The sequence below is a fragment of the Massilia eburnea genome (assembly GCF_009720745.1).
Classification (GTDB): Bacteria; Pseudomonadota; Gammaproteobacteria; order Burkholderiales; family Burkholderiaceae_D; genus Rugamonas; species Rugamonas eburnea.
Map to the genome: position 1 here is coordinate 61,284 of NZ_WNKX01000005.1, position 23,813 is coordinate 85,096.

25 protein-coding genes are annotated in these 23,813 nt (G+C 61.8%); 15 read left to right on the forward strand and 10 right to left on the reverse strand.

All coding sequences use genetic code 11. From position 1 onward, the window contains the following. The first annotated feature begins 1 nt into the window (after nucleotide 1). From GM658_RS08040 to bufB, 5 genes are all read left to right on the forward strand, one after another. Complete coding sequence (locus tag GM658_RS08040) at nucleotides 2–868, forward strand: general secretion pathway protein GspB (protein ID WP_155453500.1); 867 nt, start codon at nucleotides 2–4, stop codon at nucleotides 866–868. Beyond that, nucleotides 865–1,386, forward strand: coding sequence for a molybdopterin-guanine dinucleotide biosynthesis protein B (gene mobB, locus GM658_RS08045; protein ID WP_155453501.1), 522 nt, complete (start codon nucleotides 865–867; stop codon nucleotides 1,384–1,386). The genes GM658_RS08040 and mobB overlap by 4 nt, the downstream gene beginning before the upstream one ends. 52 nt (nucleotides 1,387–1,438) lie before the next feature. Continuing rightward, nucleotides 1,439–1,639, forward strand: coding sequence for a YjfB family protein (locus GM658_RS08050; protein ID WP_155453502.1), 201 nt, complete (start codon nucleotides 1,439–1,441; stop codon nucleotides 1,637–1,639). A gap of 79 nt (nucleotides 1,640–1,718) precedes the next feature. Beyond that, nucleotides 1,719–1,973 (forward strand): BufA1 family periplasmic bufferin-type metallophore, encoded by a 255-nt coding sequence (locus tag GM658_RS08055; protein WP_155453503.1) that lies wholly within the window; start codon nucleotides 1,719–1,721, stop codon nucleotides 1,971–1,973. Nucleotides 1,974–1,976: 3 nt separating this feature from the next. Beyond that, entirely contained in the window at nucleotides 1,977–3,581 is a 1,605-nt protein-coding gene (gene bufB, locus GM658_RS08060; RefSeq protein WP_155453504.1) for an MNIO family bufferin maturase, read from the forward strand. On the opposite strand, the gene GM658_RS08065 is transcribed toward bufB, so the two are convergent. The 3 genes from GM658_RS08065 to fumC are packed head-to-tail and all read right to left on the reverse strand — an operon-like array spanning nucleotide 3,561 to nucleotide 5,558. Beyond that, entirely contained in the window at nucleotides 3,561–3,848 is a 288-nt protein-coding gene (locus tag GM658_RS08065) for a DUF883 family protein (RefSeq protein ID WP_155453505.1), read from the reverse strand. The two genes, bufB and GM658_RS08065, sit on opposite strands and share 21 nt — an antisense overlap. A gap of 26 nt (nucleotides 3,849–3,874) precedes the next feature. Beyond that, complete coding sequence (locus GM658_RS08070; protein WP_155453506.1) at nucleotides 3,875–4,105, reverse strand: RNA-binding S4 domain-containing protein; 231 nt, start codon at nucleotides 4,103–4,105, stop codon at nucleotides 3,875–3,877. A gap of 55 nt (nucleotides 4,106–4,160) precedes the next feature. Further along, on the reverse strand, nucleotides 4,161–5,558 hold the full coding sequence (gene fumC, locus GM658_RS08075) for a class II fumarate hydratase (protein ID WP_155453507.1): 1,398 nt from the start codon (nucleotides 5,556–5,558) through the stop codon (nucleotides 4,161–4,163). A gap of 123 nt (nucleotides 5,559–5,681) precedes the next feature. On the opposite strand from fumC, the gene GM658_RS08080 reads away from it, so the two are divergent. Continuing rightward, nucleotides 5,682–6,986: a type IV pilus assembly protein FimV gene (locus GM658_RS08080; RefSeq protein WP_211841834.1), complete on the forward strand. Its 1,305-nt coding sequence runs from the start codon at nucleotides 5,682–5,684 to the stop codon at nucleotides 6,984–6,986. 327 nt (nucleotides 6,987–7,313) lie between these two features. On the opposite strand, the gene GM658_RS08085 is transcribed toward GM658_RS08080, so the two are convergent. Further along, nucleotides 7,314–7,580, reverse strand: coding sequence for a flagellar protein FliT (locus tag GM658_RS08085; protein ID WP_155453509.1), 267 nt, complete (start codon nucleotides 7,578–7,580; stop codon nucleotides 7,314–7,316). A 166-nt stretch (nucleotides 7,581–7,746) separates the two neighbouring features. Beyond that, nucleotides 7,747–8,562, reverse strand: coding sequence for an HDOD domain-containing protein (locus GM658_RS08090; RefSeq protein ID WP_155453510.1), 816 nt, complete (start codon nucleotides 8,560–8,562; stop codon nucleotides 7,747–7,749). Between the two features lie 232 nt (nucleotides 8,563–8,794). Here GM658_RS08090 and GM658_RS08095 point away from each other — a divergent pair, with 232 nt between their 5' ends. From GM658_RS08095 to GM658_RS08105, 3 genes are all read left to right on the forward strand, one after another. Further along, on the forward strand, nucleotides 8,795–10,846 hold the full coding sequence (locus GM658_RS08095; RefSeq protein ID WP_155453511.1) for a M13 family metallopeptidase: 2,052 nt from the start codon (nucleotides 8,795–8,797) through the stop codon (nucleotides 10,844–10,846). A 9-nt stretch (nucleotides 10,847–10,855) separates the two neighbouring features. Then, the gene (locus GM658_RS08100; protein ID WP_155453512.1) at nucleotides 10,856–11,470 is read left to right on the forward strand and encodes a class I SAM-dependent methyltransferase; all 615 of its coding nucleotides are present in this window, start codon (nucleotides 10,856–10,858) and stop codon (nucleotides 11,468–11,470) included. A 79-nt stretch (nucleotides 11,471–11,549) separates the two neighbouring features. Next, nucleotides 11,550–11,756: a CsbD family protein gene (locus GM658_RS08105; protein ID WP_155453513.1), complete on the forward strand. Its 207-nt coding sequence runs from the start codon at nucleotides 11,550–11,552 to the stop codon at nucleotides 11,754–11,756. 695 nt (nucleotides 11,757–12,451) lie between these two features. Here the strand turns inward: GM658_RS08105 and GM658_RS08110 are convergent. Further along, nucleotides 12,452–13,114 carry a glutathione S-transferase family protein gene (locus tag GM658_RS08110; protein ID WP_155453514.1) on the reverse strand — a complete coding sequence of 221 codons (663 nt, stop codon included), beginning with the start codon at nucleotides 13,112–13,114 and terminating at the stop codon, nucleotides 12,452–12,454. A 117-nt stretch (nucleotides 13,115–13,231) separates the two neighbouring features. Next, entirely contained in the window at nucleotides 13,232–15,451 is a 2,220-nt protein-coding gene (locus tag GM658_RS08115; protein ID WP_155453515.1) for a S9 family peptidase, read from the reverse strand. Between the two features lie 141 nt (nucleotides 15,452–15,592). Between GM658_RS08115 and GM658_RS08120 the strand changes: the two genes are divergently transcribed. Continuing rightward, nucleotides 15,593–17,182, forward strand: a complete 1,590-nt coding sequence (locus GM658_RS08120) for a tetratricopeptide repeat protein (RefSeq protein ID WP_155453516.1) — start codon at nucleotides 15,593–15,595, stop codon at nucleotides 17,180–17,182. Here the strand turns inward: GM658_RS08120 and GM658_RS08125 are convergent. After that, nucleotides 17,136–18,491 carry an MATE family efflux transporter gene (locus GM658_RS08125; protein ID WP_155453517.1) on the reverse strand — a complete coding sequence of 452 codons (1,356 nt, stop codon included), beginning with the start codon at nucleotides 18,489–18,491 and terminating at the stop codon, nucleotides 17,136–17,138. The genes GM658_RS08120 and GM658_RS08125 overlap by 47 nt on opposite strands. Before the next feature lie 98 nt (nucleotides 18,492–18,589). Between GM658_RS08125 and GM658_RS08130 the strand changes: the two genes are divergently transcribed. Both GM658_RS08130 and GM658_RS08135 read left to right on the forward strand, forming a co-directional pair. Continuing rightward, on the forward strand, nucleotides 18,590–19,285 hold the full coding sequence (locus tag GM658_RS08130) for a beta/gamma crystallin-related protein (RefSeq protein ID WP_155453518.1): 696 nt from the start codon (nucleotides 18,590–18,592) through the stop codon (nucleotides 19,283–19,285). A gap of 138 nt (nucleotides 19,286–19,423) precedes the next feature. After that, on the forward strand, nucleotides 19,424–21,241 hold the full coding sequence (locus tag GM658_RS08135; protein ID WP_155453519.1) for a hypothetical protein: 1,818 nt from the start codon (nucleotides 19,424–19,426) through the stop codon (nucleotides 21,239–21,241). A gap of 51 nt (nucleotides 21,242–21,292) precedes the next feature. Here the strand turns inward: GM658_RS08135 and GM658_RS08140 are convergent, their stop codons facing one another. Continuing rightward, nucleotides 21,293–21,523 (reverse strand): hypothetical protein, encoded by a 231-nt coding sequence (locus tag GM658_RS08140; RefSeq protein WP_155453520.1) that lies wholly within the window; start codon nucleotides 21,521–21,523, stop codon nucleotides 21,293–21,295. A 196-nt stretch (nucleotides 21,524–21,719) separates the two neighbouring features. On the opposite strand from GM658_RS08140, the gene GM658_RS08145 reads away from it, so the two are divergent. The 3 genes from GM658_RS08145 to GM658_RS08155 all read left to right on the forward strand — a co-directional run bounded on the left by GM658_RS08145 (nucleotide 21,720) and on the right by GM658_RS08155 (nucleotide 23,505). Next, a complete protein-coding gene (locus GM658_RS08145) occupies nucleotides 21,720–22,256 on the forward strand; it encodes a hypothetical protein (protein WP_155453521.1) in 537 nt (178 codons plus the stop codon). A gap of 64 nt (nucleotides 22,257–22,320) precedes the next feature. After that, complete coding sequence (locus GM658_RS08150) at nucleotides 22,321–23,190, forward strand: DnaJ C-terminal domain-containing protein (protein ID WP_170298749.1); 870 nt, start codon at nucleotides 22,321–22,323, stop codon at nucleotides 23,188–23,190. A gap of 3 nt (nucleotides 23,191–23,193) precedes the next feature. Then, nucleotides 23,194–23,505, forward strand: coding sequence for a chaperone modulator CbpM (locus GM658_RS08155; protein WP_155453523.1), 312 nt, complete (start codon nucleotides 23,194–23,196; stop codon nucleotides 23,503–23,505). Between the two features lie 15 nt (nucleotides 23,506–23,520). Here the strand turns inward: GM658_RS08155 and GM658_RS08160 are convergent, their stop codons facing one another. After that, complete coding sequence (locus tag GM658_RS08160) at nucleotides 23,521–23,772, reverse strand: hypothetical protein (protein ID WP_155453524.1); 252 nt, start codon at nucleotides 23,770–23,772, stop codon at nucleotides 23,521–23,523. Nucleotides 23,773–23,813 lie beyond the last annotated feature (41 nt).

The window sequence follows — 23,813 nt, forward strand, 5'->3', positions numbered from 1 at the left end:
TATGTCCTATATTCTCGAAGCACTGAAAAAAGCACAGGCCGAACGCCAGATCGGCAGCGCCCCCACCATTCACGCGCCGACGCTCGTTAACACACCGGCCGGGCAGGGCGCGCGCAGCAAACGCACGCCAGTGATCGTGGCCATGGCCCTGATGGCCATCGCGATCGCCGGCCTTGCCGCGATGCTGCTGCGCCAGCCGCCGGCCGCCAGCCAGCCGCAGCTCGCCACCCAGCTGCCAGCCGCCAGCCAGCCGCAGCTTGCCACACAGCCGCCAGCCGCCGCCCAGCCGCCAGCCGCGGCGCAACCGCCTTCCCCCATCCAGCCGGGACCTATCGCCCAATCGCAAAGCTCTGCGCAGCCGCCTGCCGCTGAAGTGCGGCCAGCAATCTCGCCCGCCCCTTTCGCCGGTGCGCATTCCGCTCCCGTACCAGCTGCCCCCGCAGCGCGTCCTGACGCCGGTACGCCCAGGGCGGCCAACCCAGTGGTGCCAACCGCCACCACGGAGCGCGTCGCCGCGCAAACTGCCGCGCCGGCGCAAAGCGCCGCACAAACACACGTCCCCGTTCAGCCGCCTGCCCAGCAAGCGCCCGCCGCAGCGCAGGCCGCGCCGCAGCTGCCAGCACCGGCGCCAGTAGAAGAGCAAGTGCAGTCCTTGCGAGAACTCCCGGAGCCAATCCAGCGCGCCATCCCCCAGATTACCCTGGGCGGCTATATGTACTCGAAGAACCCCGCCGACCGCCTGCTGCTGATCGACAAAGTCCTGCGCAGGGAAGGGGAGGAAGTAGCACCCGGCCTGATCCTGGAAAAACTCCAGCCCAAGCAGGCAATCTTCGGATTCCGCGGCTACCGCTACCGGATCGCACTATGACGCACAAGCAGAACGTCCTCGGCGTCACCGGCCCATCCGGCAGCGGCAAAACCACCCTGATCGAATACCTGGTCAAGAACCTGGCTGCGCACGGCTGGAAGGTCAATGTCATCAAGCACAGCCACCACGACTTCGAACTGGAACCGCCCCGGAAAGACAGCGCCCGTTTCCGCCACGCCGGCGCTGCCGAAGTGATGATCGCTTCGCCTTATCGTTTTGCCATCATCCACGAACTGCGCGGCGCCGATGAGCCAGGCGCCGACGAGCAGCTGGCCAGGCTGCAGCCTGCCGACCTGACCCTGGTCGAAGGCTTCCACGCATGGCAAATCGACAAGCTTGAAGTCTACCGCGCCCTCGAAGGCAAGCCGCCGCGCTACCTGGACGACCATACCGTCGTCGCCGTTGCCTCGGACCAGCCAGCCCCGCATGGCTTGCCGCCCCGCCTGCAATGGCTCGACCTGAACCGCCCGGACACAGTGCTGGACTGGCTGATGAAAAAAATCCCGCGCCAAGCCTAAAGTTCCCGAAAACCCATCCGTAAATCAGGATAGGTACCAATGGGAGATTCAAATGGACGTAACCAGCATTGCAGCTGCAGCAACAACGATCGCCGATACGAAAAACAGTACGGAAATCGGTTACGCCGTATTAAAAAAGGCACAAGACGTGCAAGCGTCCAGCGCCCAGGCCCTGATCGAAGCGATCCCGCCAGCGCCTGCCGCCGCCAACCTGCCATCGCACTTGGGCCAGAACATCAACACCACCGCTTGAGCGCAGCGCTCAAGCCGCAAACAACCCGCCGCACCGAGCATCGGTGCCTGCGGGTTTTTTTATATTGAGGATAAAAACCATGAAAAACCGCCAAGCCCTGATCGCCGCCGCCCTCGCCACCGTTTGCGCCACTGCCGCCGCGGCGGACAAACCAGCGGAACAGGAGAAATGCTACGGCATCGCCAAAGCCGGCCAGAACGACTGCGCCACCGGTACCCACGGCTGCGCGAGCGAGGCCAAGTCCGACAACCTGGCCGGTGAATGGAAATTCGTCGCCAAAGGCACTTGCGAAAAAGCCGGCGGCAAGACCGCCGCCCCAGCCAAGACCAAGTAAGCAATGAGCGCGCTCGCCGGTGCCGGTATCGGGCTGCGGGCGCCGCACTACCGCCAGTTCCTCGAACAGCGGCCGAAAGCCGGCTGGCTCGAAGTCCACACTGAAAACTATCTCGACCAGGCCGGCGGCGATTTCCACGTCCTGCAGGAACTGCGGCGTGACTACGCCATCAGCCTGCATGGTGTCGGCCTTGGGCTGGGTTCCGCGCGCGGCTTCAGCGAGCAGCACCTGGCGCGCGTCGCCAGCCTCGCCCAGCGCATCGAGCCCGCTCTCGTTTCCGAGCACTTGAGCTGGGGCGCCGTCTTCGATCGCCACCTGAACGACCTGCTGCCGCTGGCGCTGAACCACGTGGCACTGGCCTTGCTGGAGGAGCGGGTAGGGCGCATGCAAGATGCCTTGGGGCGCCCCATCCTGCTGGAAAATGTCTCCAGCTTCGTGCGTTTTGCCGACGATGCGATGAGCGAAGCCGAATTTCTCGCCGCCCTCGCGCAGCGCACCGGCTGCGGCCTGCTGCTTGACGTGAACAACCTCTATGTCAACCAGTGCAACCACGAGGAAGACGCACTCACGGCGCTGCAGGCAATCGCTCGCGGCACAGTCGGCGAAATCCACCTTGCCGGCCACCTCGTCACGCCGCAAGCCGTCATCGACCACCACGGCGCCAAAGTCGCTGACCCCGTATGGCGGCTGTACGAAGCAGCGTTAGCCCGTTTCGGCGCCGTCCCGACGCTGATCGAATGGGACACCGACATTCCGGCCCTCGACGTCCTGCTGTCCGAAGCCGGCAAAGCCGCCGCCATCGCCGCCGCATTCTCTTCCAGCGATGCTGATTTCGATGCCAGGCGCTGCGGTATTCCCGTGGCGCCGTTGCCGGACAACGCTGCGCTGGCCGCACAGCAGCAGGCATTTTCCGACGCCTTATTCGCGGAAGAGGCAGAAAGCGCTTTGCAGCTGAAGCACGCCGAACGTTTCAGCCTTTATCGCGGCAACCTGAGCTCCACCTGGCGCAAGGCGCTGGCCGCCGCCTTTCCGGTGATCGCGCAATTGGTTGGAGAAGAATTCTTCGCCGCGCTGGCGCGCGAATATGGCCGTGCCCAACCTTCGGAGAGCGGTGACCTGAACTGCTTCGGCGCGCATGTCGAATCATTCCTGCGCAGCTTCCCGCACACGCAAGACTTGCCCTACCTGCCCGACATGGCCCGTCTCGAATGGCAGCTGCACCGCATCCATTACGCGCGGCACGAACTAGCCTTGCAGGCGCAAGACATCAATCCGCAAACGCTGGAGCAAAGCGCCTTCCCATGGCAAGCGACCGCACATCTGTTCGAATCGGACTGGGCGATCGTGCCCCTGTGGCTAGCGCACCAGGGCGCTGAATTCCCGCGTGAGATGGCGCAGCCAAGCCGCGCCTTGCTCAGCCGCCCACAATGGACAGCCCAAGTCACGCCGCTCGAGGCGCCCGAATACGCGGCCCTGCAAGAATTAAAGAATGGAGAAACGGTCGGCGCCGCATTGGACGCCGCCTTCGCGCTGGATGAAAACTTCGATGTCGCCGCCAGCCTCCGGCAATGGCTGCAGCAGCAAATCCTAGTGAAACGCCCGCATTAACTTATCTTCGCCGGACAAGTCGCGATACAGCAGGTTGGCGCGGTGGGTCGCTTCGATCATGCGCAACAGCTGCGCGTCCTCGCAACGCTCCAGCTCCTCGGTCGCGGCCAGCAAAGCCTGGGCCAGCTTGGCGCGTGCCGCCTGATACATCAAGCCGGTGTAGTGGTCGGTATTTTTGAGCAGCTCCTCGGCATTCTCGATGACCTGTCGCAGGTCACCGATCAGTTGTTCCTGGCTCTGCACTTGCTTCTGGTCGGGGTCATCCATGGAGCTCACCCTATGCGCGTGTTCAATCAGGCAGCATTGCCCTCGGCATGGACGTCGATCTGCACGTCGCCCAGGCGCACCTTCTGGCCCGCCCGGATCTTCGCCGTCTTGCGCAACTCCTGTTTGCCGTCGACTTTGACGTCGCCGCTCGCCACGATCTGCTTGCCGGCGCCGCCGCTATCACACAGGCCGACCACTTTCAGGAGCTGGTTCAGCTCGATGTACTCGCCTGTCAATTCGAAATCTACTTTCTGCATTTTAGTCCTCTTTCTGATGGGCTGGCGCGGCCGGTGTCGTATTTCCAGCGGGAAATTAACCCTTGCCTCCTGGTTTGGTCATCTCCAGTGGAACAATCCACTCGTTGAACTGGGTTTCGTTCACAAAACCCAGTGCGAGGGCTGCTTCCTTCAGTGTCGTGCCCTCGTGCTGCGCCTTCTTCGCAATTTGCGCGGCGCGATCATAACCGATATGCGGCGCCAGCGCGGTCACCAGCATCAGCGAGCGCTCCATCAGCTCCTCAATCCGGGTGAGGTTAGGTTCGATGCCGTGCGCGCAATGCTCTTCGAAGCTGCGCATGCCGTCGGCCAGCAGGCGCGCACTTTGCAGGAAATTGTGGGCGATCAGCGGCTTGAACACATTCAGTTCGAAGTTGCCGGAGGCTCCCCCGACTGTAATCGCGACGTCATTGCCGAACACCTGGCAGCACAGCATGGTCAGCGCCTCGCTTTGCGTCGGGTTGACCTTGCCAGGCATGATCGAGCTGCCCGGCTCATTTTCAGGAATGCTGATTTCGCCCAGGCCGGAACGCGGGCCGGATGCCATCCAGCGCACGTCATTGGCCAGCTTCATCAGGGCGGTCGCCAGGGTTTTCAGGGCTCCATGTGCGGATACCAGGGCGTCATGCCCGGCCAGCGCGGCGAACTTGTTATCGGCGGTGCGGAAGGGGAGGTTCAGGCGTGCCGCCAGCTCGGCGGCGATGCGCGTCGCGTATTCGGGATGCGAATTCAGGCCGGTACCAACGGCGGTGCCGCCGGCAGCCAGTTCCAGCACTGCGGGCAGCGCGGCATCGATGGCCTTTTCGGCATAATCCAGCTGCGCCACATAGCCCGAAAATTCCTGTCCCAAGGTGAGCGGCGTTGCGTCCTGCAGGTGGGTACGGCCGATCTTGACGATGCCGTCAAAAGCCTTTGCCTTGGCTTGCAGCGTGGCGCGCAACTGGCGCAGGGCAGGGAGCACATTGTTCGCCACGGCCAGTGCTGCCGCAACATGCATTGCGGTCGGGAAGATGTCGTTTGAAGACTGGCCCTTGTTGACGTCGTCGTTCGGGTGCAGCTTGCGTCCTTCGCCACGTTCGCCGCCCAGGATTTCGGAAGCGCGGTTGGCCAGCACTTCGTTCATATTCATGTTGGACTGCGTGCCGGAGCCGGTCTGCCATACCGCCAGCGGAAATTCGCCGGCGTGCTTTCCTTCCAGGACTTCATCGGCCGCCTGCATAATGGCGTTGGCTTTGGCGCTATCGAGCACGCCCAGGTCGACGTTGACCTTGGCGGCAGCGCGCTTCACGCTGGCGAGCGCGGCGATCAGTTCGGCCGGCATGCGTTCGCTGGAAATGCGGAAGTGCTCGAGCGAGCGCTGGGTCTGGGCGCCCCACAATTGGCTGGCCGGGACTTCGATTGGCCCAAAACTGTCGCGCTCGATTCGGCTGTTCATCGCTTGCTCCATGATTGAAAAGTGATGTCTGAATTGTAACTCCATGTTGCTGGCGCTGCAGGACCTACAAAATTGGGATTTTCTGCCGTTAATGTGTACATCAGAGAAATAGGCCTGTCTTCCATGCTAAGCAAACGATTGACCTTGAGCACTTTCGCGCTGGCGCTGCTGGTTCTTGGCATCGGCGGCCCGCTGCGGGCAGCCGAGCTGGGGGAAGTGAAGGTTAATTCGCATATCGGCCAGCAGTTGTCGGCCGATATCGAGCTCGTTGACTTGACGGCAGCCGATCTGGCGGAAATCCAGGCCAGGCTGGCGAACCCCGATGTATTCAAAGTGGCCGGCCTTCAGGTGCCGCCGGTGCTGGGTGGCCTGAATATCGCCATTGCCAGGCGCGATAATAAGCGCTTCCTCCACCTGACCACGCTGCAGCCTGTGAATGCGGATGCCCTGCACATTTTTCTGGAATTGAGCAGCGGTGGAAAGCAGGCGATCCGTGCGGCCTCGCTCTGGCTGACACCTGAACCGCCGTCGCAACGCGCAGCACGCATTGCTGTTGCGCAGCCGGCGACGGCTGCACCAGCTGCGCCCTCCGCAGTAACCACCCCAGCTACTGTGACTCCGCCAGCCGCTCCGCCAGGCGCCCAGGAAAGCGCGGAGGCAGGGCTAAATGAGGCGGCGCAAAGAGCGTTTGCCTATCGCAAGCAGAAGGCTTTGGAACAGGCCCAGGCCCGCGCCGCTGGACAATCGACGCCGCCCGCAACCGCAACGGAGCCTTCGCCCTCAGCCGCGGCGCCGGCTGTAGTCACGCCGCCAAACGCAACCGCGCCGCCAGTCGCTGCCGTGCCGCCAACCGCAGCCGCGCCGCAAGCTGCGCCAGTCGCGGCAGTTGCCAGGTTGCCCGCCGCCGCGCGTCACGTTCCCGTGGCCGCGCCTGCCCAGCCCCAGTCCTGCGCCCCGGATAAACAAGTAGCGGCCCAGCTCCAGCAATGCCAGGCCATGACCAGTAAATTGTCCGACATCGAAGGCAAAGTGCGTCGCCTTCAATCGGCGATGATCGCACCGGCCGGGGGCGCCGTCTCTACAGCAGCAACGCCGGCTACGCCGCCAGCCGCCGCACTGAAAGTCGAGGCTGCCGCCGGAAAGCCGGCTGCCCTCGCCACCAAGCCTTCATCCGCTCCGGTCAAGCCGGGAGTGACCCCGGTCAAGCCCGGCGTCGCCGCCGACCTGGCAGGAAATTCCCGCAAACGGCTCATCATGATCGGCGGCGGCGTCCTCGCGGGCCTGGCCGCGCTCGGCGGAATGATCTTCTTCCTGCGCAAACGCCAAGCCAATGGGCCGCTGAAGATCTGGCAATCTTTCCGCAAAAAAGGCGAGGCGGAAGTTGTGGAAGCAGTCCCGGACGAGGCTGAGCAGCTGGCTGCACAATAGCAACCACTCTTGCTTTTCGGTGCTAGACAAGATTTTTTTACCTGGGTTATACTGGGTTCACACGGACCGGGTTCTGTCGCAGTCACCACCGATAGCGTGACGCGAACCACAGAGTGACGTTGAAGAAACGACCCCGTCTGGAAGCAGTTCATTGCCGACTGAGGCGATTTGAACGCCGGGTGCAACCGGCGCTGAGGCGACGCCAGGAGATACCTGGTGTTCGCCCCTCCGGATTCCAAGGCGCCCCATGCGGGCGCCTTTTTCATTCCCGCGGCGGCAAGGCGAAAAAAAGCGCCCGCAGGCGCCTTCTTCTTCAATTCCCTGGAATCAGCCGTGCAGGCGATTCTGCCAAGGATCGGTCACGTCGCGGATAGCGCGGTCGTTGGCCATGATTTGTTTCAGCAGTTCGATCTTGCGTTTGCGGGCATCGCCCTGCAATGGGGCAGCGCCGCCCATCAGGGCAACCGAAGCCGCCGCGCACTGGTTTTCCATGCGGTCAAGTGCATCCCAGTCGCTGGATTGCGCGGCGCCCACCATCTGGCTGGTCAAACCGGCAATTTTTTCGTACGTAGCGAGGACTTGGGTCGAGGTCATTTTGAGCCTTGGATTCTGTGCGCGGAGTACCGCATGTCAGGATTAACGTCAGGCTCGGAAGGAACTTTAGGGTCTTTTTGAAAAATATTTGAGAAAATTCCAAAAAAATTGCCGTTGCGCCCCCATCCCAAAGGGCAGCAACGGCACTAATTAAGCAAAACGTTGGTTATTTGATCAGTTCGTCGAGGCCTGCGCTGAGCTCGTCCAGCGACGGCATCTGGTCGATCAGGGCATTTTCCTCCAGGCCCAGGCTTTCGGCGACCTCGGTCGGGTAGCAGGCGGCGATCTCGTCAGGGGTCAGCTTGTTCTCGTCGATGCGGGCGCGCCAGGCGGCCAGGTGGATCACTGCGGCCAACTCGTTTTCGCCCGGGTTGGGGATGGCGGCAATCGTATCGGAGAAGGTTGGCGGGAACTTCCAGCGGCGGGCCAGTTCGGCGCCGACGTCAGCATAGTTGTACCCGAGCGAGGCATTTTCGGTATCCAGGCGGCGCGGGTCGAGCGGGCCGGCAACCTTGTCGAGCGCCAGCGCCTGTTCCGGCATGCCGGCGTGGATCACCAGCTGGCCGATCGCATGCATCATGCCGATGGTGAAGGCGAGGTCGGTATTCTGTTTGCAGGCCTTGGCAATGAACTTGGCGCCCACCGCGGTACGCAGGCTGTAGCGCCAGAACTGGCGCAGGTCCAGGCCCGGCACGGTCTTGAAGCCGCTCACCAGGCCGGAGCTGATCACGAGCGTGCGCACGGTAACGAAGCCCAGCATCAGCACGGCGTCTTCCACGGTGCCGATGGAGCGCGACACGTGGTAATACGCGGAATTGGCCAGGCGCAGCAGTTTGGCGCTCAACACCGGGTCGGCCGACAGCTTTTTGGCAATTTCTTCGGTCGAAACGCTAGCCTTGTCGAAGCTGCTGATCAACTCCTCTACAACCTTCGGCGCAGTTGGCAACGCGGTTGGATTCTGGAACAGGGCTTCGAGCTTCATGAAAATCTCCTTATTGATAGGCGTTGCTGTAGGTGAACTATATAGCGATTCAAGAGGGGAGTGCAGCAAGTTTTTCAGAACCGTTGGCATCGCTGCACAGCATTCCCAGCTTTTTGCAGCTCGTCCCGGAAATTTGCAGCCTGTCGCATTTGTCCCTTGTCAAAAGTGAGTTGCCGCTAGAGTGCAATCTGGCCTATTCCGCCATTTAAAACGACTACATAGGGATACAAACATGCAAGCAACTATCCGCGTCACGCCGCTCAAGCTGGCCTTTACCCTGGCTTTCTGTGGAGCAGCCTTCGGCCTGGCTCCCGCAATTGCCCAACAGGCAGCCCCGGCGCCGGCCGCCCAAACCCCGCTGACCGTGCCGGCCGCCGGCGACGATTTCTTCGGCCACGTGAATGCCGAATGGCTGGCCAAGACCCAGATTCCGGCCGACAAGGGCAGCTGGGGCGCCGGTTCCGCGCTGGGTGATGCTACCAATGAGCGCATCGTCAAACTGATCGAGGAAACCGCCGCCAAGTCCCCAAGTGGCGACACCCGCCGCGTGACCGACTATTACCACGCCTACATGGACGAAGCAGGCATCGAGGCGCGTGGCCTGAAGTCGCTCAAGCCTGAACTGGAAAAAATCGACGCCATCAAGGACAAGGCCAGCCTGGTGCGCGCCCTGGCAGGTACCGTGCGCGCCGACGTGGACCCGCTGAACTCCACCAACTTCTACACCGAGAACCTGTTTGGCATCTGGATCGCGCAAGGCCTGAAGGACCCTAACCACTACATTCCTTACATCCTGCAGGGCGGCCTCGGCATGCCGGACCGCGCCTACTACCTGGATGACAACCAGCGCATGCAGCAGCTGCGTACCGCCTACCAGGCCCACATCGCCGCCATGCTGAAGCTGGCCGGCTACAGCGAGCCGGAAGCCCGCGCCGCCCGCGTCTTCGAACTGGAACGCAAGCTGGCGCAAACCCATGTGACGCGCGAAGACTCCGCCGACATCCAGAAAGCCAACAACAACTGGACCATGCGCGATTTCGCCGCCAAGGCCCCAGGCATGGACTGGCGCGCCTTCTTCCGCGCTGCAGGCCTGGGCAAGCAGGACAAGTTCATCGTCTACCACCCAAGCGCCATCATCGGCAGCGCGGCCCTGGTGAACGAGATGCCGCTGCAGGCATGGAAAGACTTCCTGGCCTTCCATACTGTGAATCACTTCGGCGGTACCCTTCCGAAAGCCTTCGTCGACCAGCGTTTCGAATTCTATGGCCGCACCATGAATGGCACGCCGCAGCTGTCGCCACGCTGGAAACGCGGCCTGGCCTCCGTCAACGGCGCGGTACCGGATGCAGCGGGCAAAATGTACGTTGACCGCTACTTCCCGGCAGAATCCAAGGTGCGCCTGCAAGCCATGGTGACCAATATCGTCAACGCATTCCACAAGCGCATCGATGCGCTGGACTGGATGGCGCCTGCCACCAAGAAGGAAGCACAGGAAAAACTGCGCACCCTGTACGTTGGCGTCGGCTATCCGGATAAATGGACTTCCTACGAAGGCCTGGAAATCAAGCCTGACGATGCAATGGGCAACGCACTGCGCGCCGAGCAGTTCCATTACAAGCAGCAGTTGGCCAAGCTGGGCAAGAAGGTCGATCCGACCGAATGGTGCATGCCTCCGCACATCGTGAACGCGGTGAACATGCCAATGCAGAACGCGCTGAACTTCCCTGCCGCCATCCTGCAGCCGCCATTCTTTGACGCCAAAGCCAGCGACGCGCTGAACTACGGCGCCATCGGTTCGGTGATCGGCCACGAAATCAGCCATAGCTTCGACGACCAGGGCGCCCAGTTCGATTCCAAAGGCCGCCTGCGCGACTGGTGGACCAAGGAAGACGGCGAGCATTTCCAGAAAGCCGCGGCAGCACTGGTCGCCCAGTACAACGCGTACGAAGCTTTCCCTGACCTGAAATTGAACGGCACCCTGACCCTGAGCGAAAACCTGGCCGACCTGGCCGGCCTGGCCGCAGCGCTGGATGCCTACCATGTGTCGATCGGCGGCAAGTTCACGCCGGCGCAGGACCGTGAGTTCTTCAACGGTTATGCCGCCAGCTGGGCACAGAAGGAACGCGATGCCGCTCTGCGCAACCAGGTCATGACCGACGGCCACTCGCCGGCCAAGTGGCGCACCTACACCGTGCGCAACCTGGACGCCTGGTACCAGGCCTACGACGTGAAGCCGGGCCAGAAGCTGTACCTGGCGCCGGAACAGCGCGTGCGCGTCTGGTAAAGTAGGGGCATGGACGACATCGAGCAGATCACCCGCCGCACGCTGGAACATTACGAACGCAACGCGCAAGCCTTCCTGGAGGGCACGCGCGACCACGACGTTAGCCAGAACATCGCGGCGCTGCTCGATGCGATTGAAGGAATACCTCCGTTCCGCATTCTCGACCTGGGCTGCGGCCCCGGACGCGACCTGCGTACCTTCAAGTCACTTGGGCATGAGCCGGTCGGCCTCGACGGCTCGGCCCATTTCGTCGACATGGCGCAGCGCTGGAGCGGCTGCACCGTCCTGCATCAGGATTTCGTCGCACTCACCTTGCCGCCGGCATCGTTCGACGGCATCTTTGCAAACGCCTCTCTGTTCCACGTCCCCAGTGCAGTATTGCCCGATGTGCTGGCGCGCCTGTACGCCGCGTTGAAGCCGCGCGGCGTCCTGTTCAGCTCTAACCCGCGCGGCCATAACGAAGAAGGATGGAACGGTCCGCGCTACGGTTGCTACTACGATTTCGAAACCTGGTCGGCCGTGGTCACTGCTGCCGGCTTCGAGCCCATCACGCATTATTACCGTCCGGCAGGATTGCCGCGTGAACAGCAGCCGTGGCTGGCTTCAGTCTGGCGTAAGCCTTAGTTATGTTAGCTTGCGAACAGTGACCGGCAATGCCTGTTCGTATGATTTGCTCGTCGCACTTTTTTAAGAGGAGCGCATCATGAACAAGGACCAAGTGAAGGGCAAAGCCAAAGAGATTGGCGGCAAGATCCAGGAGGAAACTGGTGAACTGGTCGGCAGCTCGAAGCAGCAGGGTAAAGGTATCGCCAAGCAAGTGGAAGGGAAGCTGCAGAAACAGCGCGGCGACCTGCGCGAAGCCATCGACGATGCCACCGACGAACTGATCGACCGCGGCAACCGCCAATAATCCTCTCCAAGTTGGCCGAAGGCAGCAGCCTTCGGCCTATCGCATAATCAGGATGGCGCTCACTGCGACTAAGAAGCTTGTCGCGCCTACGGCCACCATCCAACTCAAAATTAAGTTTGACGCACGCTCTTCGTCGCTGAAAAACTCTTCAATCCACCTCCTCATTTCGCTCTCCTCAGACTATTTCAATCCAGTGTCGCAGTTCGCTGGCTATTTGCAAGCGGGCTCAAGCACAAAATGAACTATGCAAAGCAAAATTGCCCCAATCAATACAAAGAAGACGGACGCGCTCAACAATCGGTAATGGAAAATACGTGAACGAAGTGAATGTTGCATTCCTAATTCTGGAACCGGGAACAATGCTCCGAATACTGACGACATGCTTGATACGGTGAGGAGTGCGATGCAGCATGTCAGGACCAGTCCTGTCCATCCCGGTGGGTTGACGACACGATTGGGCTCAAAAATGGCGTTTGCAGAAAAAACGACCGCCAGCCAGCCTAGCTGGCCATCCTTTACAGCCCGGATTACACGGAGCCGGGATCGCAATTTTCCGTGAGACGTGCAAACGCTTCCGGCGAGAAATACCAACAATAGCGGCGCCAGGACGGGGAGTACGAGATTCATTGCGATCCAGCCCATGATCTGGACAGTCTCGCTGTCCAAACCAATGGCGTTTTGATGCAGGCTAAAGGTTACTCTTCACCTGCGGGAACCCCGAGCGGGAACATGTGGCGGTATGGCTTTGCCTCGGCCCAGCAGCGTGCGAACGATGGGCGCGCGCGCAGGCGCGCCAGGTATGCCATCACATGTTCGTGCTTCGCCGGAATCGGGTGCGACCAGTGTGCGTACAGGAGAAAAGGCGCGGCCGCGCAATCGGCCATGCTGAATTCTTCGCCCGCCGCCCAGGTGCGGTTCGCCATGACTTTATCGAGCCACACATAAGCCGTCTCCAGTTTGCCCTTGGCCTCCGCCACGCCAAGCGGATCTCGCTGATCGGCGGGGCGCAGGACATCCGCCACCAGCTTTTGCTGCGGCGTGGCGATATGGTTGTCGAAGAAGCGGTCCATCATGCGTACTTCCAGTGCCGCTTTGGGGTCGGCCGGCAGCAGTCGCACCGGACCGGGATAGTAAAGCGAAAGATGCTCGATCACGATGCTGGCTTCCACCACCATGCGTTCACCATCCAGCAGGATAGGGAACTTCTGGATCGGCCACATTCCGGCAAACTTCGCGTAATTGTCGGCATGATCCGGAGACAGCATGCGGTACTCGAACGGCGTTCCGTTCTCATAGAGCGCAATCAGCGCCTTCATGGAATAGGAAGAAAGGGGATGGTAGAACAGTTGCAGGGACATGGCGCCTCCGTCAGGTTTGGTTGATCGTACCAGCACGACGATTGACTGGCGCGCAAATCGACAAAGAAAAAACCCGCCGGCTTGCGCGGGCGGGCTTCGGCGTCCAGGGACCGGGCCTCAGTTCGATTCCGGATGCAGGTTCTTGCGGAAGAACGCGTCGATGTAGGTCTGCACGTGGCGCTTGGCCAGGCGGTTCGATACGCCGTGCTTGGCGCCCGGGTAGGTCATCAGCTCGAACTGCACGCCGCGGTTCACCAGCGCATCGATCATCTTGGTGGTGTTGGTGAACAGGACGTTGTCGTCCGCCATGCCGTGGATCAGCAGCAATTTCGATTTCAGGCCGTCGACGTGGTAGAACACGTTCGACTGCTTGTAACCATCCGGATTGTCGGAAGGACGGTCCATGAACTGCTCGGTGTAGTGGGTGTCATACAGGCCCCAGTCGGTCACTGGCGCGCCCGAAACGCCGGCAGCGATCTTGTCCGAACCTTGCGACAGCAGGCGCAGGGTCATGAAGCCGCCGTAGCTCCAGCCGTACACGCCGATACGCTTGGCATCCACGTAAGGCTGGGCGCCCAGCCAGTCGATGCCGGTCAGCTGGTCTTCCACTTCGACCTTGCCCAGGTTGCGGTAGATGGCGTCGGTGAAGACGCGCTCGCGCCGCGAGGAGCCGCGGTTATCCAGGCGGAACACCACATAGCCTTGCTGCGCCATGTACTGGTCGAATTGGCCGCCGTCCCAGCGGCGCGTCACGTGCTGCGAGTGCGGGCCGCCGTACGTGGACAGGTAGACCGGATACTTCTTGCTGGCGTCGAATTTGTACGGCTTGATCATCGAGTAGTACAGGGTCTGGCCGTCCTTGGCCTTCATGCTGCCGAATTCGACCGGCAGCAGGTCGGGCTTGTACTTGAAGTATGGGTGGGATTCATTGACCTTGTTTTCATCCAGCCAGCTCACCAAGCTGCCGTCCGGGCGGCGGATCGCCACCTGCGGCGGATTGGCCGGATCGGACCAGGTATCGACGAATACTTCGCCATGCTTGGAGAAGGCGGCATCGTGCCAGCCATCGGCCTGGGTGATGCGCTTTGGCTTGTCGGCGGTGGAGCCGTCCAGTTTCAATTCATAGACTTGCTTGTCGTAGACCGCATCTTTGTTGGAGGAAACGAAGACCTTGCCGGCTTTCTCGTCCACTGCCAGCACGTCGTCAAAGCCCCACTCGCCTTTGGAGATAGGGTGTTTCAGTTTGCCGTCCATGCCATACAAGTACAGGTGGTTGCGGCCAGTGCGCTCGGACGACCAGATGAAGCCCTTGCCGCCTTCCAGGAAGCGCAGGTCGTCGCTGATGGTGGTCCAGGTTTTCGACGTCTCGGTCAGCACCGGACGCTGCGCCAGCGTGGCGGCATCGACCGCCACCAGCTCCAGCGTCTTCTGGTCGCGCGACTGGCGCTGGAAGAAGAGCGACTTGGCGTCCTTGCTCCAGTCGGCGCGCACCAGGTAGATATCCTTGTTGGCGCCCAGGTCCACGTCGCGGATTTCGCCGCCGCTTGGCGACACGATCTTCAGGCCGACGATGGCGTTCTTGTCGCCGGCGGCAGGGTAGCGCTGCTCCACCACGTCAGTGCGGTCGGCGTAGATTTCGAAGCGGCGCGCCACCGGCACTTGCGCTTCGTCGTACCAGCGGAAGGCGATGGCGGAATCGTCCGGCGCCCAGTAGTAGCCGGTGAACTGGTGCATTTCTTCCTGCGCCACGAATTCGGCTTCGCCGTTATGCACCGTGCCCTTGCCGTCGGTGGTCAGCTGGCGCTCCTTGCCCGTGGCCAGGTCGATCACGAACAGGTTCTGGTCGCGCACGAAGGATACGTATTTGCCCTTTGGCGAAATCTTCGGATCGATCACGCTGCCCGATGCCACCAGCCGCGCGCTGTCAGGCTTGGACAGGTCGACCAGGTACAGGTTTCCGGCGATCGGCACCAGCAGCTGCTTGCCGTCCGGCGACCAGCTGTAGGAAATGATGCCCTTCAGTGCGGCAGTACGCGCGCGCTCGCGCAGCGCTTTTTCAGCGTCCGAAAGGTTCTCGACCGGGACCAGCACTTTGGAGTCGACCAGGCGGCGCGTGGTCTTGTCCTTCATATTGTATTCCCACAGGTCCATCTGGTACTGGTCGTCCTGGCGCGCGCGCAGGAAAGTGACGCGGGCGCCATCCGGCGAAACTTTGAGGGCGCGTACGCCAGGGCCGGACAGGGCCGGATCGGCGTACAGGCGTTCCAGGGTGAGGCGTTCTGCGGACGCGGTGCCGGCGGCCAGGAGTGCTGCCACCAGGGTGAGAATCAAGCGCATTGTTTGTCCCGTATGGTTTATTAATGAACCGCAAGACAATACCAGAACACGCTCCCCCTGATATTCGGAATCGCTTGCCGTTCGCCGATTTTCCTTCGGCAGGAAAGGGCGCATACTGACGGCTCACTTCGAGGAGAAGCCATGATGACAAGGAATCTGGCCGTACGAGTTGTGCTTGCGCTAATGCTGGCCTGTTGCGTCGGGCTGGCGGGGGCCGCGCCGGGCAAGGTTGGCGTGGTGAGTTTTGAGAATTCCGGCGCAAAAGCGGCGCAGGCCGACTTCCTTTACGGCCTGGCGCAATTGCACAATTTCGAATACGACTCCGCCGCCGAAGCTTTCCGCCGCGCGCAAAAAACCGATCCCGGCTTCGCCATGGCTTACTGGGGTGAAGCGATGACTTATAACCATCCGGTCTGGTTCCAGCAAAACCAGGCAGCAGCGCGTGCGGCGCTGGCGCGCCTTGCGCCGACGCCGGAGGAACGGCAAGCCAAGGCCCGCACGGCACGTGAGAAGGATTACCTGCATGCTGTCGAAATCCTCTACGGCGAAGGCAGCAAGCATGAGCGCGACCGCCGCTATGCGCAGGCAATGGAAGCGCTGCACGCCAGATACCCGGCCGATGTCGACGCTACCTGCTTCTACGCGCTGGCGCTGCTGGGCACGTCGGATGCAGGCCGCCATCTGCCAACCTATATGCGTTCCGCCGCCCTCATGCAGGAAGTATTCGAACATCATCCGCAGCATCCCGGCGCCGCCCATTACCTGATCCACTCGGTAGACGATGCGGTGCATGCGCCGCTTGGGCTGCGCGCCGCCCGGGCCTACGGCAAGATCGCGCCGGAGGCCGACCATGCGCAGCACATGACCGCGCACATCTACCTGGCGCTGGGCATGTGGGATGAGACCGTGCGCGCCAACGAAATCGCCCTGCAAGTGCGCTACAAGCAGATGCTGGCCAAGGATGCCAAGGCCCGTGCACCGGCCTGCGGCCACTACATCATCTGGCTGTCCTACGCCAATGTGCAGCAAGGACGCATGGACGATGCACGCGGCATCATTGAGAATTGCGCCGCGCGGCTGCGCGGGGCGAACCTGGCGTCGGCGACGCCGGAACAACGGCAGAATTACGAGAACAGCCTGGCCGGCCTGGCGCAGATGCGCTCGCGCTACATCATCGACGGCGCGGATGCGCAGGACCCGATCGCGGACCTGGCGCCGCTCATGGCACAGCATAAGGAGGCGGCCATGGTGTGGGCGGTGACGGATGCGTGGATGGCCTTGCGCAGCGCCGCAGCGCAAGCCGAAGCTGCGGATGCCGCCGTGGCGCGGGCGCGCGAAGCGATCGGCGCCGCCCAATCCTTCAAACCAGACGATGTGGATGTGGCGCCGGAGCACGCGCGTTACCGCATCCCGGCCATTGAAATGGCGATGCTGGACGGCCAGCTGGCGTTACGCAAAGGCGACCGCAATCGCGCGCTCGCGCTGTTCCGCCAGGCAGCGCAGCAAGAGCAATCGCTGGAAATGGACTTCGGCCCGCCGGTGCTGGTGCAGCCAGCCAATGAGCTGCTCGGCGCAGCCTTGCTGGAACTTAAGCAGCCAGCCGAAGCACGCAAGGCCTTCGACGCGGCCAACGCACTGGCGCCAGGCCGCAGGGCAGTGCGCCAGGGACTGGCCGCGGCGGACGCTATGCCGGCAGGCGCTCCTTCGACAACCGTTGCAGGAACGCGGTAAGCAGCACGGCGGCCACGGTCAGGCCCAGCACCAGCCCGATCCAGAAGCCGGTGGCCGCCATTTCCTTCCACAGCCCAAGCAGGCAGCCCACGGGCAGGGCGAAGCCCCAGAATGCGAGCAGCTGGATCAGCATCGGCTGGCGCGTCACCTTGTAGCCGCGAATCGCGCTGGCTGCCGCCACCTGTGTCGCATCCGAAAGCTGGAACAGGGCCGCGAACAGCAGCAGGGTGGCGCAGGTGGCCTGCACCGCCACATCGGTGGTGTAAGCGGCCGCGATCTGGTGCCGGAACACGGCGATGAACGCTGCCGACACTACTGCAAACGCCAACGACATGCCCAGCCCGACCCAGGACGCCGTGCGGGCGCGGCGCGCATCGCCTTCACCCAGCGCCTGGCCGACGCGCGTCACCATGCCAATGCCCAGGCTAAGCGGCACCATGAATACCAGCGAAGAAAAATTCAGCGCAATCTGGTGCGCCGATTGCTCCACCACGCCAAAGCGTGCCACCAGCAGCGCCACCGCGCCGAACGCGCTGACCTCGGCGAAGTAGGTCACGCCGATCGGCAAGCCAAGGTGCAGCATGTTGCGGATTTCCGGCCAGTGCGGCCATTCCCAGTGCGTGAAAGGATAGGTGGCGAGGTAGGCGGGCGATATGCGCATCCACGCCAGCATGGCGCCCAGCATCAGCCACAGGCAAATGCCGGTCGATACCGCGCAGCCCACGCCGCCCAAGGCCGGCAGGCCGAAATGGCCGAAGATCAGCAGCCAGTTGACCACCACGTTGAAGCCCAGGCCGAGCAGGGCGATCACCATGACCGGCTTGGTCTGGTTGATGCTGGCGCTGTAGCCGTACAGCGCGCGATAACAGGCGAAGGGCGGCAGGCCGATGCTGATGATGTGCACGAACATGGAAGCGCGCTGGTTCACTTCCGGCGCCAGCTGCAGGTGGTCGAACAGCAGCGTGCACAGGTTGGCCAGCAAGGCCGCGGCCAGGCCCACGCCCAGGCCTTTCCACAGTCCCTGCCGCACCAGGTGAGGGATGCGTTGAACATTGCCGGCGCCCACTTCATGGGCCACCAGGGTGTTCATCGCCATCATGGTGCCGACCACCGTCACCAGCACGATGGACCAGATGGCGGCGCCGGTCGATACGGCCGCCAGTTCGGCGGCGCGGGTATGGCCGGTCATCGCCACGTCCGCCACCGCCATGCCGACGGTAGCCAGTTGTCCGATCAACACGGGCCAGGCCAATTTCCACAATGCTGTTGCTTCTTTGCGTAAGTTGGCGGGCGAAATCGTGTTCGGCATGTGACTGGTAGTAGGAATTTGTTACAAGGTAAGGTAGGCTAGCGGGCTTTGAAAAGCGTTGAAACGCCAAGAACGCCAGAACCACGGAGATTTTAGTTATGAAGAATACACTGACTGCCGCATTCCTGCTTGCGGCTTCCCTCATCGGCCATGCCGCATCGGCCGGCGAACTGCAGCTTTTTTCGCGTGAAGGCTTCCGTGGCGAGCGCGTGGTGATCGCCGACGGCGCCGCCAACAACTTCCGCGATTTCGGCTTCAACGACCGCGCTTCCAGCCTGATCGTGCGCTCCGGCACCTGGGAACTGTGCGAGGACAAGAACTTCGGCGGCCAATGCGCCGTGTTCGAGCGCGGCGAATATCCGGACCTGCGCCGTTTCAACAATGAGTTTTCCTCCGCCCGCGAGATCCAGGGCCGTGGCAACCGTGGCCAGGGCTATGCCTATGGCCGCGACGACCGCGACGAGCGTCGCGAGGAACGCCGTGAAGAACGCTGGCGCGAAGAACGTCGCGAAGAGCGCCGTGACGAACGCGCATACCAGGAGGGCGGCAACGCAATTGAACTGTTCAATGGCTACGGCCTGCACGGCCGTATGTCGGTGATCAATAACGACATCCGCACCCTGGTTGAAGTCGGCTTCAACGACGCCACCAATTCGATGGTCATTCATTACGGCACCTGGGAATTCTGCGAACACGCTGATTTCCGTGGCCAGTGCCGCGCATTCGGCCCAGGCCGCTATGAGAACCTGCAGGACTTCTCCAGCAAAATCTCGTCAATCCGCCGCGTCCGCTGATCCCGCCTGAACAACGAAAGCGCGCCTTCGGGCGCGCTTTTTTATTTGCCCCTCGGTAACTGTGTTAGCATTGCCGCATGGAAATGAATATTATTGATATCCAATAATATTAGCAATTTCAATAACAGAGGGGTAGGAATGAAACTGAACAAATTGATCCTGGCGAGTGCCGTGAGCATGGCGTTGGCGGCTTGTGGCGGCGGCGGTTCCGCGACGTCGTCGACGCCTCCGGTTACCCAGGCGTCCATCGTCTTCAGCGGCTCCGCTGCAGTCGGCGCGCCGCTGGCAGGTGCTGTGACCGTCAAGGACGCCAAGGGTGTCGCCAAGACCGTGCAGATCGGCGCCAACGGCGACTACTCGGTGGATGTAACCGGCATGACCGGCCCGTTCGTGTTCCGCGCGGCCGGCATGGCCAACGGCCAGAGCTATACCGTGCACTCGGTCGCCAATAGCGCCGACGCCGCAGGCAAGATCAATATTACCCAGCTGACCGACCTGGTGGCTGGCAACGTCGGCGGCCAGGCCGCCAAGGACTACTTCGACCAGTTCGAAAAGAACAGCAATGCCGCCAACGCCACTGCCACCGCGATCAACGCGGAAGTGGCCAAGCTGAAGGAAAAATTGCAGCCTGTCCTGACCGCACTTGGCGTCGATGCCAACACCGACTTGCTGCGCACCCCATTTACCCCGCTGACCAGCCCACTGGACAAGGCGCTGGACGCCATCCACGTGACGGTTGATCCGGCCACCGCGGTCGCCACCATCAGCACCACGGCCAACACCTCCGTCATCACCGACGACCTGAAGCAGAAAGCCGCTGCGGAAACAGCGCCAGCCACGCTGACCGCCGACAATATCGCCACCGCGACGACCGATGCCCCGCTGGTGAAACAAGCGCTGACCGACTTCATCGCCCTGTTCGCCAATGGCGCTCCGACCGTCACCGCCTTGCTGCCGCTGGCAACTACCGGTTTCCTGAACGATGACATGAACGCCACGGCGTTCTTCAGCTTCCTGGTCAAGGAAGCCAACCTGGTGGGCGCCACCTTCACCGACATCGAAGTCCACAAGATCGACTACAGCGATCCGACCAAGATCACGGCCGTCGTGTCGTTCACCGTGAAATCCAAGGACGGCACCGTGCTCGAGCGCCTGGAAAACTGGAAAGTGCGCAAGACCGACGGCGGCTGGCGCATCCACGGCAACCAGCGCGCGATTGAGCTCGAACTGTTCGCGGAAATGAACAAGATCGTTACCGCAACCGGTACCTGCTACCGCACCGGCCTCAACATCAATATCACCGAGCGCAGCACCCTCAACACCACCACCAGCGGCACCATCGACCACGTGCTGGTCACCGGTCCTGGCCTGCCGCAAGCCGGCCTGCGCTACAACAAGGCCAGCGAAAGCGTGCGGTGGGAAAGCGCCACCGGCGCGGGCACCAACTACGTCATGAGCAGCGATTGCGCAGGCGCGGTATCGGCCTTGGGCGACGACGGCGTGGCGGGCATCCCGGATAACGCAGCGTATGTGGTGACCGCCTATGATGCGTCCAACAACAAGCTCTCCTTCGCATCCGGCACCAGCGACGGCACCTACACGCTGAAGATTCAGAAGCGTCCATTGACGCTGACCGAAACCAAGGCGAGCACCGCCTTCCCGGCGTTCAGCGACCAGACCGTCGCTGCGTTCAACAACTATACCGGCGGCACGCTCGCCATCACCGGCAGCAACCTGAATCCGGCCGTCGCGGCATGGACCAAGCTGATCACCGTGACCTCGATTTACGGCGTGCATGAAGACGGCGTGACGGTACTGCCAAGCAGCACCGGCGCCTTCAGCACCAGCCTGTTGACGGCGCCGCTGCAGCCTAACGAAGTAGTCAAGACGCGGACCCTGTTCATCGAGTCCCCGGACATCTACCACCGCAATATGCAGACTGTGCATTACCGCTGACCTGCTGCAGCAAGTGAGCACCAGGGGCGTCCAGGCGGGCGCCCTTTTTTTCTACTGCCTTGATTTGCGCGCATCAACCCACTGCCGCCCCCAGTCCTTCGCGAACTGCGCTGCGGAAGGCGCCGAATGCCGAATGCAAAGGTTAGGGAAGGGATATTCGTCCAGGGCTTCGCCAGCTTCGCGCGAAATAACGACCTGGGCGATAAAACAGTCATCGCTCCACCTGACAGGCTCGCAGTCGAGCGTATAGCCCCGGTACTTGAATGCGTTGTGGAATGCCATGACACCCTCCCGCGAGTCGATCGTCTATTTCAACATTATAGGAACCAAATCGATTTGCTTTTCCAGCGCAATCTGCTTTGCACAAGGTTTCGCAAAGCGCTTGAAAGTATTTTTTTCTCGATAATTATTATTGCTGTTTTGCAAATGAAATCGTACACTTGCCTACTTTCCAAACATCATGCAACGGTCGAGGTTAATGAAGATTCTTTCGCTAAAATGTGTCAACTGCGGGGCTGGCCTGGAAGTAAAGCCGGACATTTGCGACTTCTCATGCGGCTATTGCGGCGTTCAGCAACATGTTGAACGCGGCGGCGGGATTGTGTCATTGAGACGGGTGGAGGAAGCACTGGATGACGTCAAGCTCGGCACAAATCGCACTGCATCCGAACTGGCGATTGCGAGGCTGCACGCTGACATCGCAGCAATATACGCGCAAAGGGATAGCGCACTGAGCGCATTGCGCGCGGCGGACCACAAGAATAATGTGTTCATCGGATGGGGGTTCATTTTCCTTGTGGCACTTTCTATGGGGATACTCGGTCCGTGGGGGATACCGGTCATTCTCCTGGGTGCATTTTTCGGTTCACGCTTTATCAAGTCAGTGGCTAAAGAGGTGAAGGCGGTGAAGGCAAATGCCGAAGCCAAGAGTGCACCCTTGAAAGCACAGATCGTTCGTCACCAGTCGATGATTGACTCATACGATTTAGGAACCCCAGTCGAGGGCAATGGTTGATGCCTAAGCCGCATTACATGATTTCCTGATACCCTATCTTCTCCGTCAATGAGAGGACTTGAGCGTGGAATACAAGGACTACTACGCAACGCTGGGCGTCGCCAAGACCGCCAGCGACGACGAGATCAAGAAGGCTTACCGCAAGCTGGTCCGTAAATACCACCCGGACGTCAGCAAGGAGCCCGACGCCGATGCACGCACCAAGGAGCTGAACGAAGCTTACGGCGTGCTCGGCGATGCCGAAAAGCGTGCTGCCTACGATTCGCTGGGCAGCGGCCAGTACCGGGCTGGCCAGGAATTCCACCCGCCACCCGACTGGAGCGGAGGCTTCGAGGGCGGCAGCGCCGAAGACTTCTTCGCCGACCTGTTTGCGCATGTGGGCCGCCAGCGCGGCGGCCGCAGCCAGGCCTTCCGCATGCGCGGCGAGGACATCCATGCGGTGCTGGAAATCACGCTGCAGGATGCCTACCAGGGATCCCAGCGCGAGATATCCCTTGGCCGCGAGCGCAACCTGACGGTCAGTATTCCGCAGGGCGTAACAGCCGGCCAGCAACTGCGCTTGAGCGGCCAGGGCCAGCCCGGCATGAATGGCGCCGAGGCTGGCGACCTCTACCTCGAAATCGCCTTCCAGGCCGACGACCGCTACCGGGTCGAAGGCCGTGACGTCTACGAAAAAGTGCAGATTCCGCCGTGGTCGGCGGCGCTTGGCGGAGAGCGTGAAGTCAACACGCCTTCCGGCCGCGTGACCGTGACGGTGCCGCCCAATTCCCAGGGCGGCCGCAAGCTGCGCCTGAAAGGGCGCGGTATTCCCGCCTCCGGTAAGTCCGGCACGGCGGGCGACCTTTACCTGATGCTGGAAATTTTCGCTCCGCCGGCCGATACGCCCGAGCGGCGCGCCTTATACGAACAAATGCAACGCGAAATGGGAGGATGAGCGATGCCAAAGGAAGAGATTGTGGAAGGCGTGCCGCTCGAACACCAGGCGCTGACCCTGTTTGAACTGGCGCGCGCCTGCGCCGTCGAGCCGGAATGGGTGGTGCACCGGGTGCAGCGCGGCATCCTGCTCGGCGGCGAAGGAAGCACCGTGGAAACCCTGCAATTCACCAGCGTCGACCTGGGGCGGGCGCGTCGCCTGGCCCAGCTGGAACGGGATTTCGATGCAGATGAGGATTTGGCGGCGCTGGTGGTGGACCTGTGCGACGAAGTGCGCCGCCTCAAAACCCGCCTGCGCGCCGCCGGAATGGCTTAGCCTGGGCGGCCAAGCTTAGCGTTGCTGGTCACGGCCGCCGCGATTGCCGCGGTTGCCGTATTCCTCATCCTGCAAGTCGTCGCGGCTGCCCTGGCGCTGGCCTTGGCCAACGTCGCTCTGCTTGCTGCCGCTGCCTTTGCCCGATTGCTGGTTGCCGCCAGTGAGGTTCTCGTGCTGGCCTTGCTGGCGATTGCCGCCACCCTGGCCGCCTTGTCCGGCCTGGTTGCGCCAATCATCCGACTGTTCGGTGTCCTTGCGTGGTGCCATGATCGCTCTCCTTTGTGGTTGAAGCGAAGTTCATGCTAGGC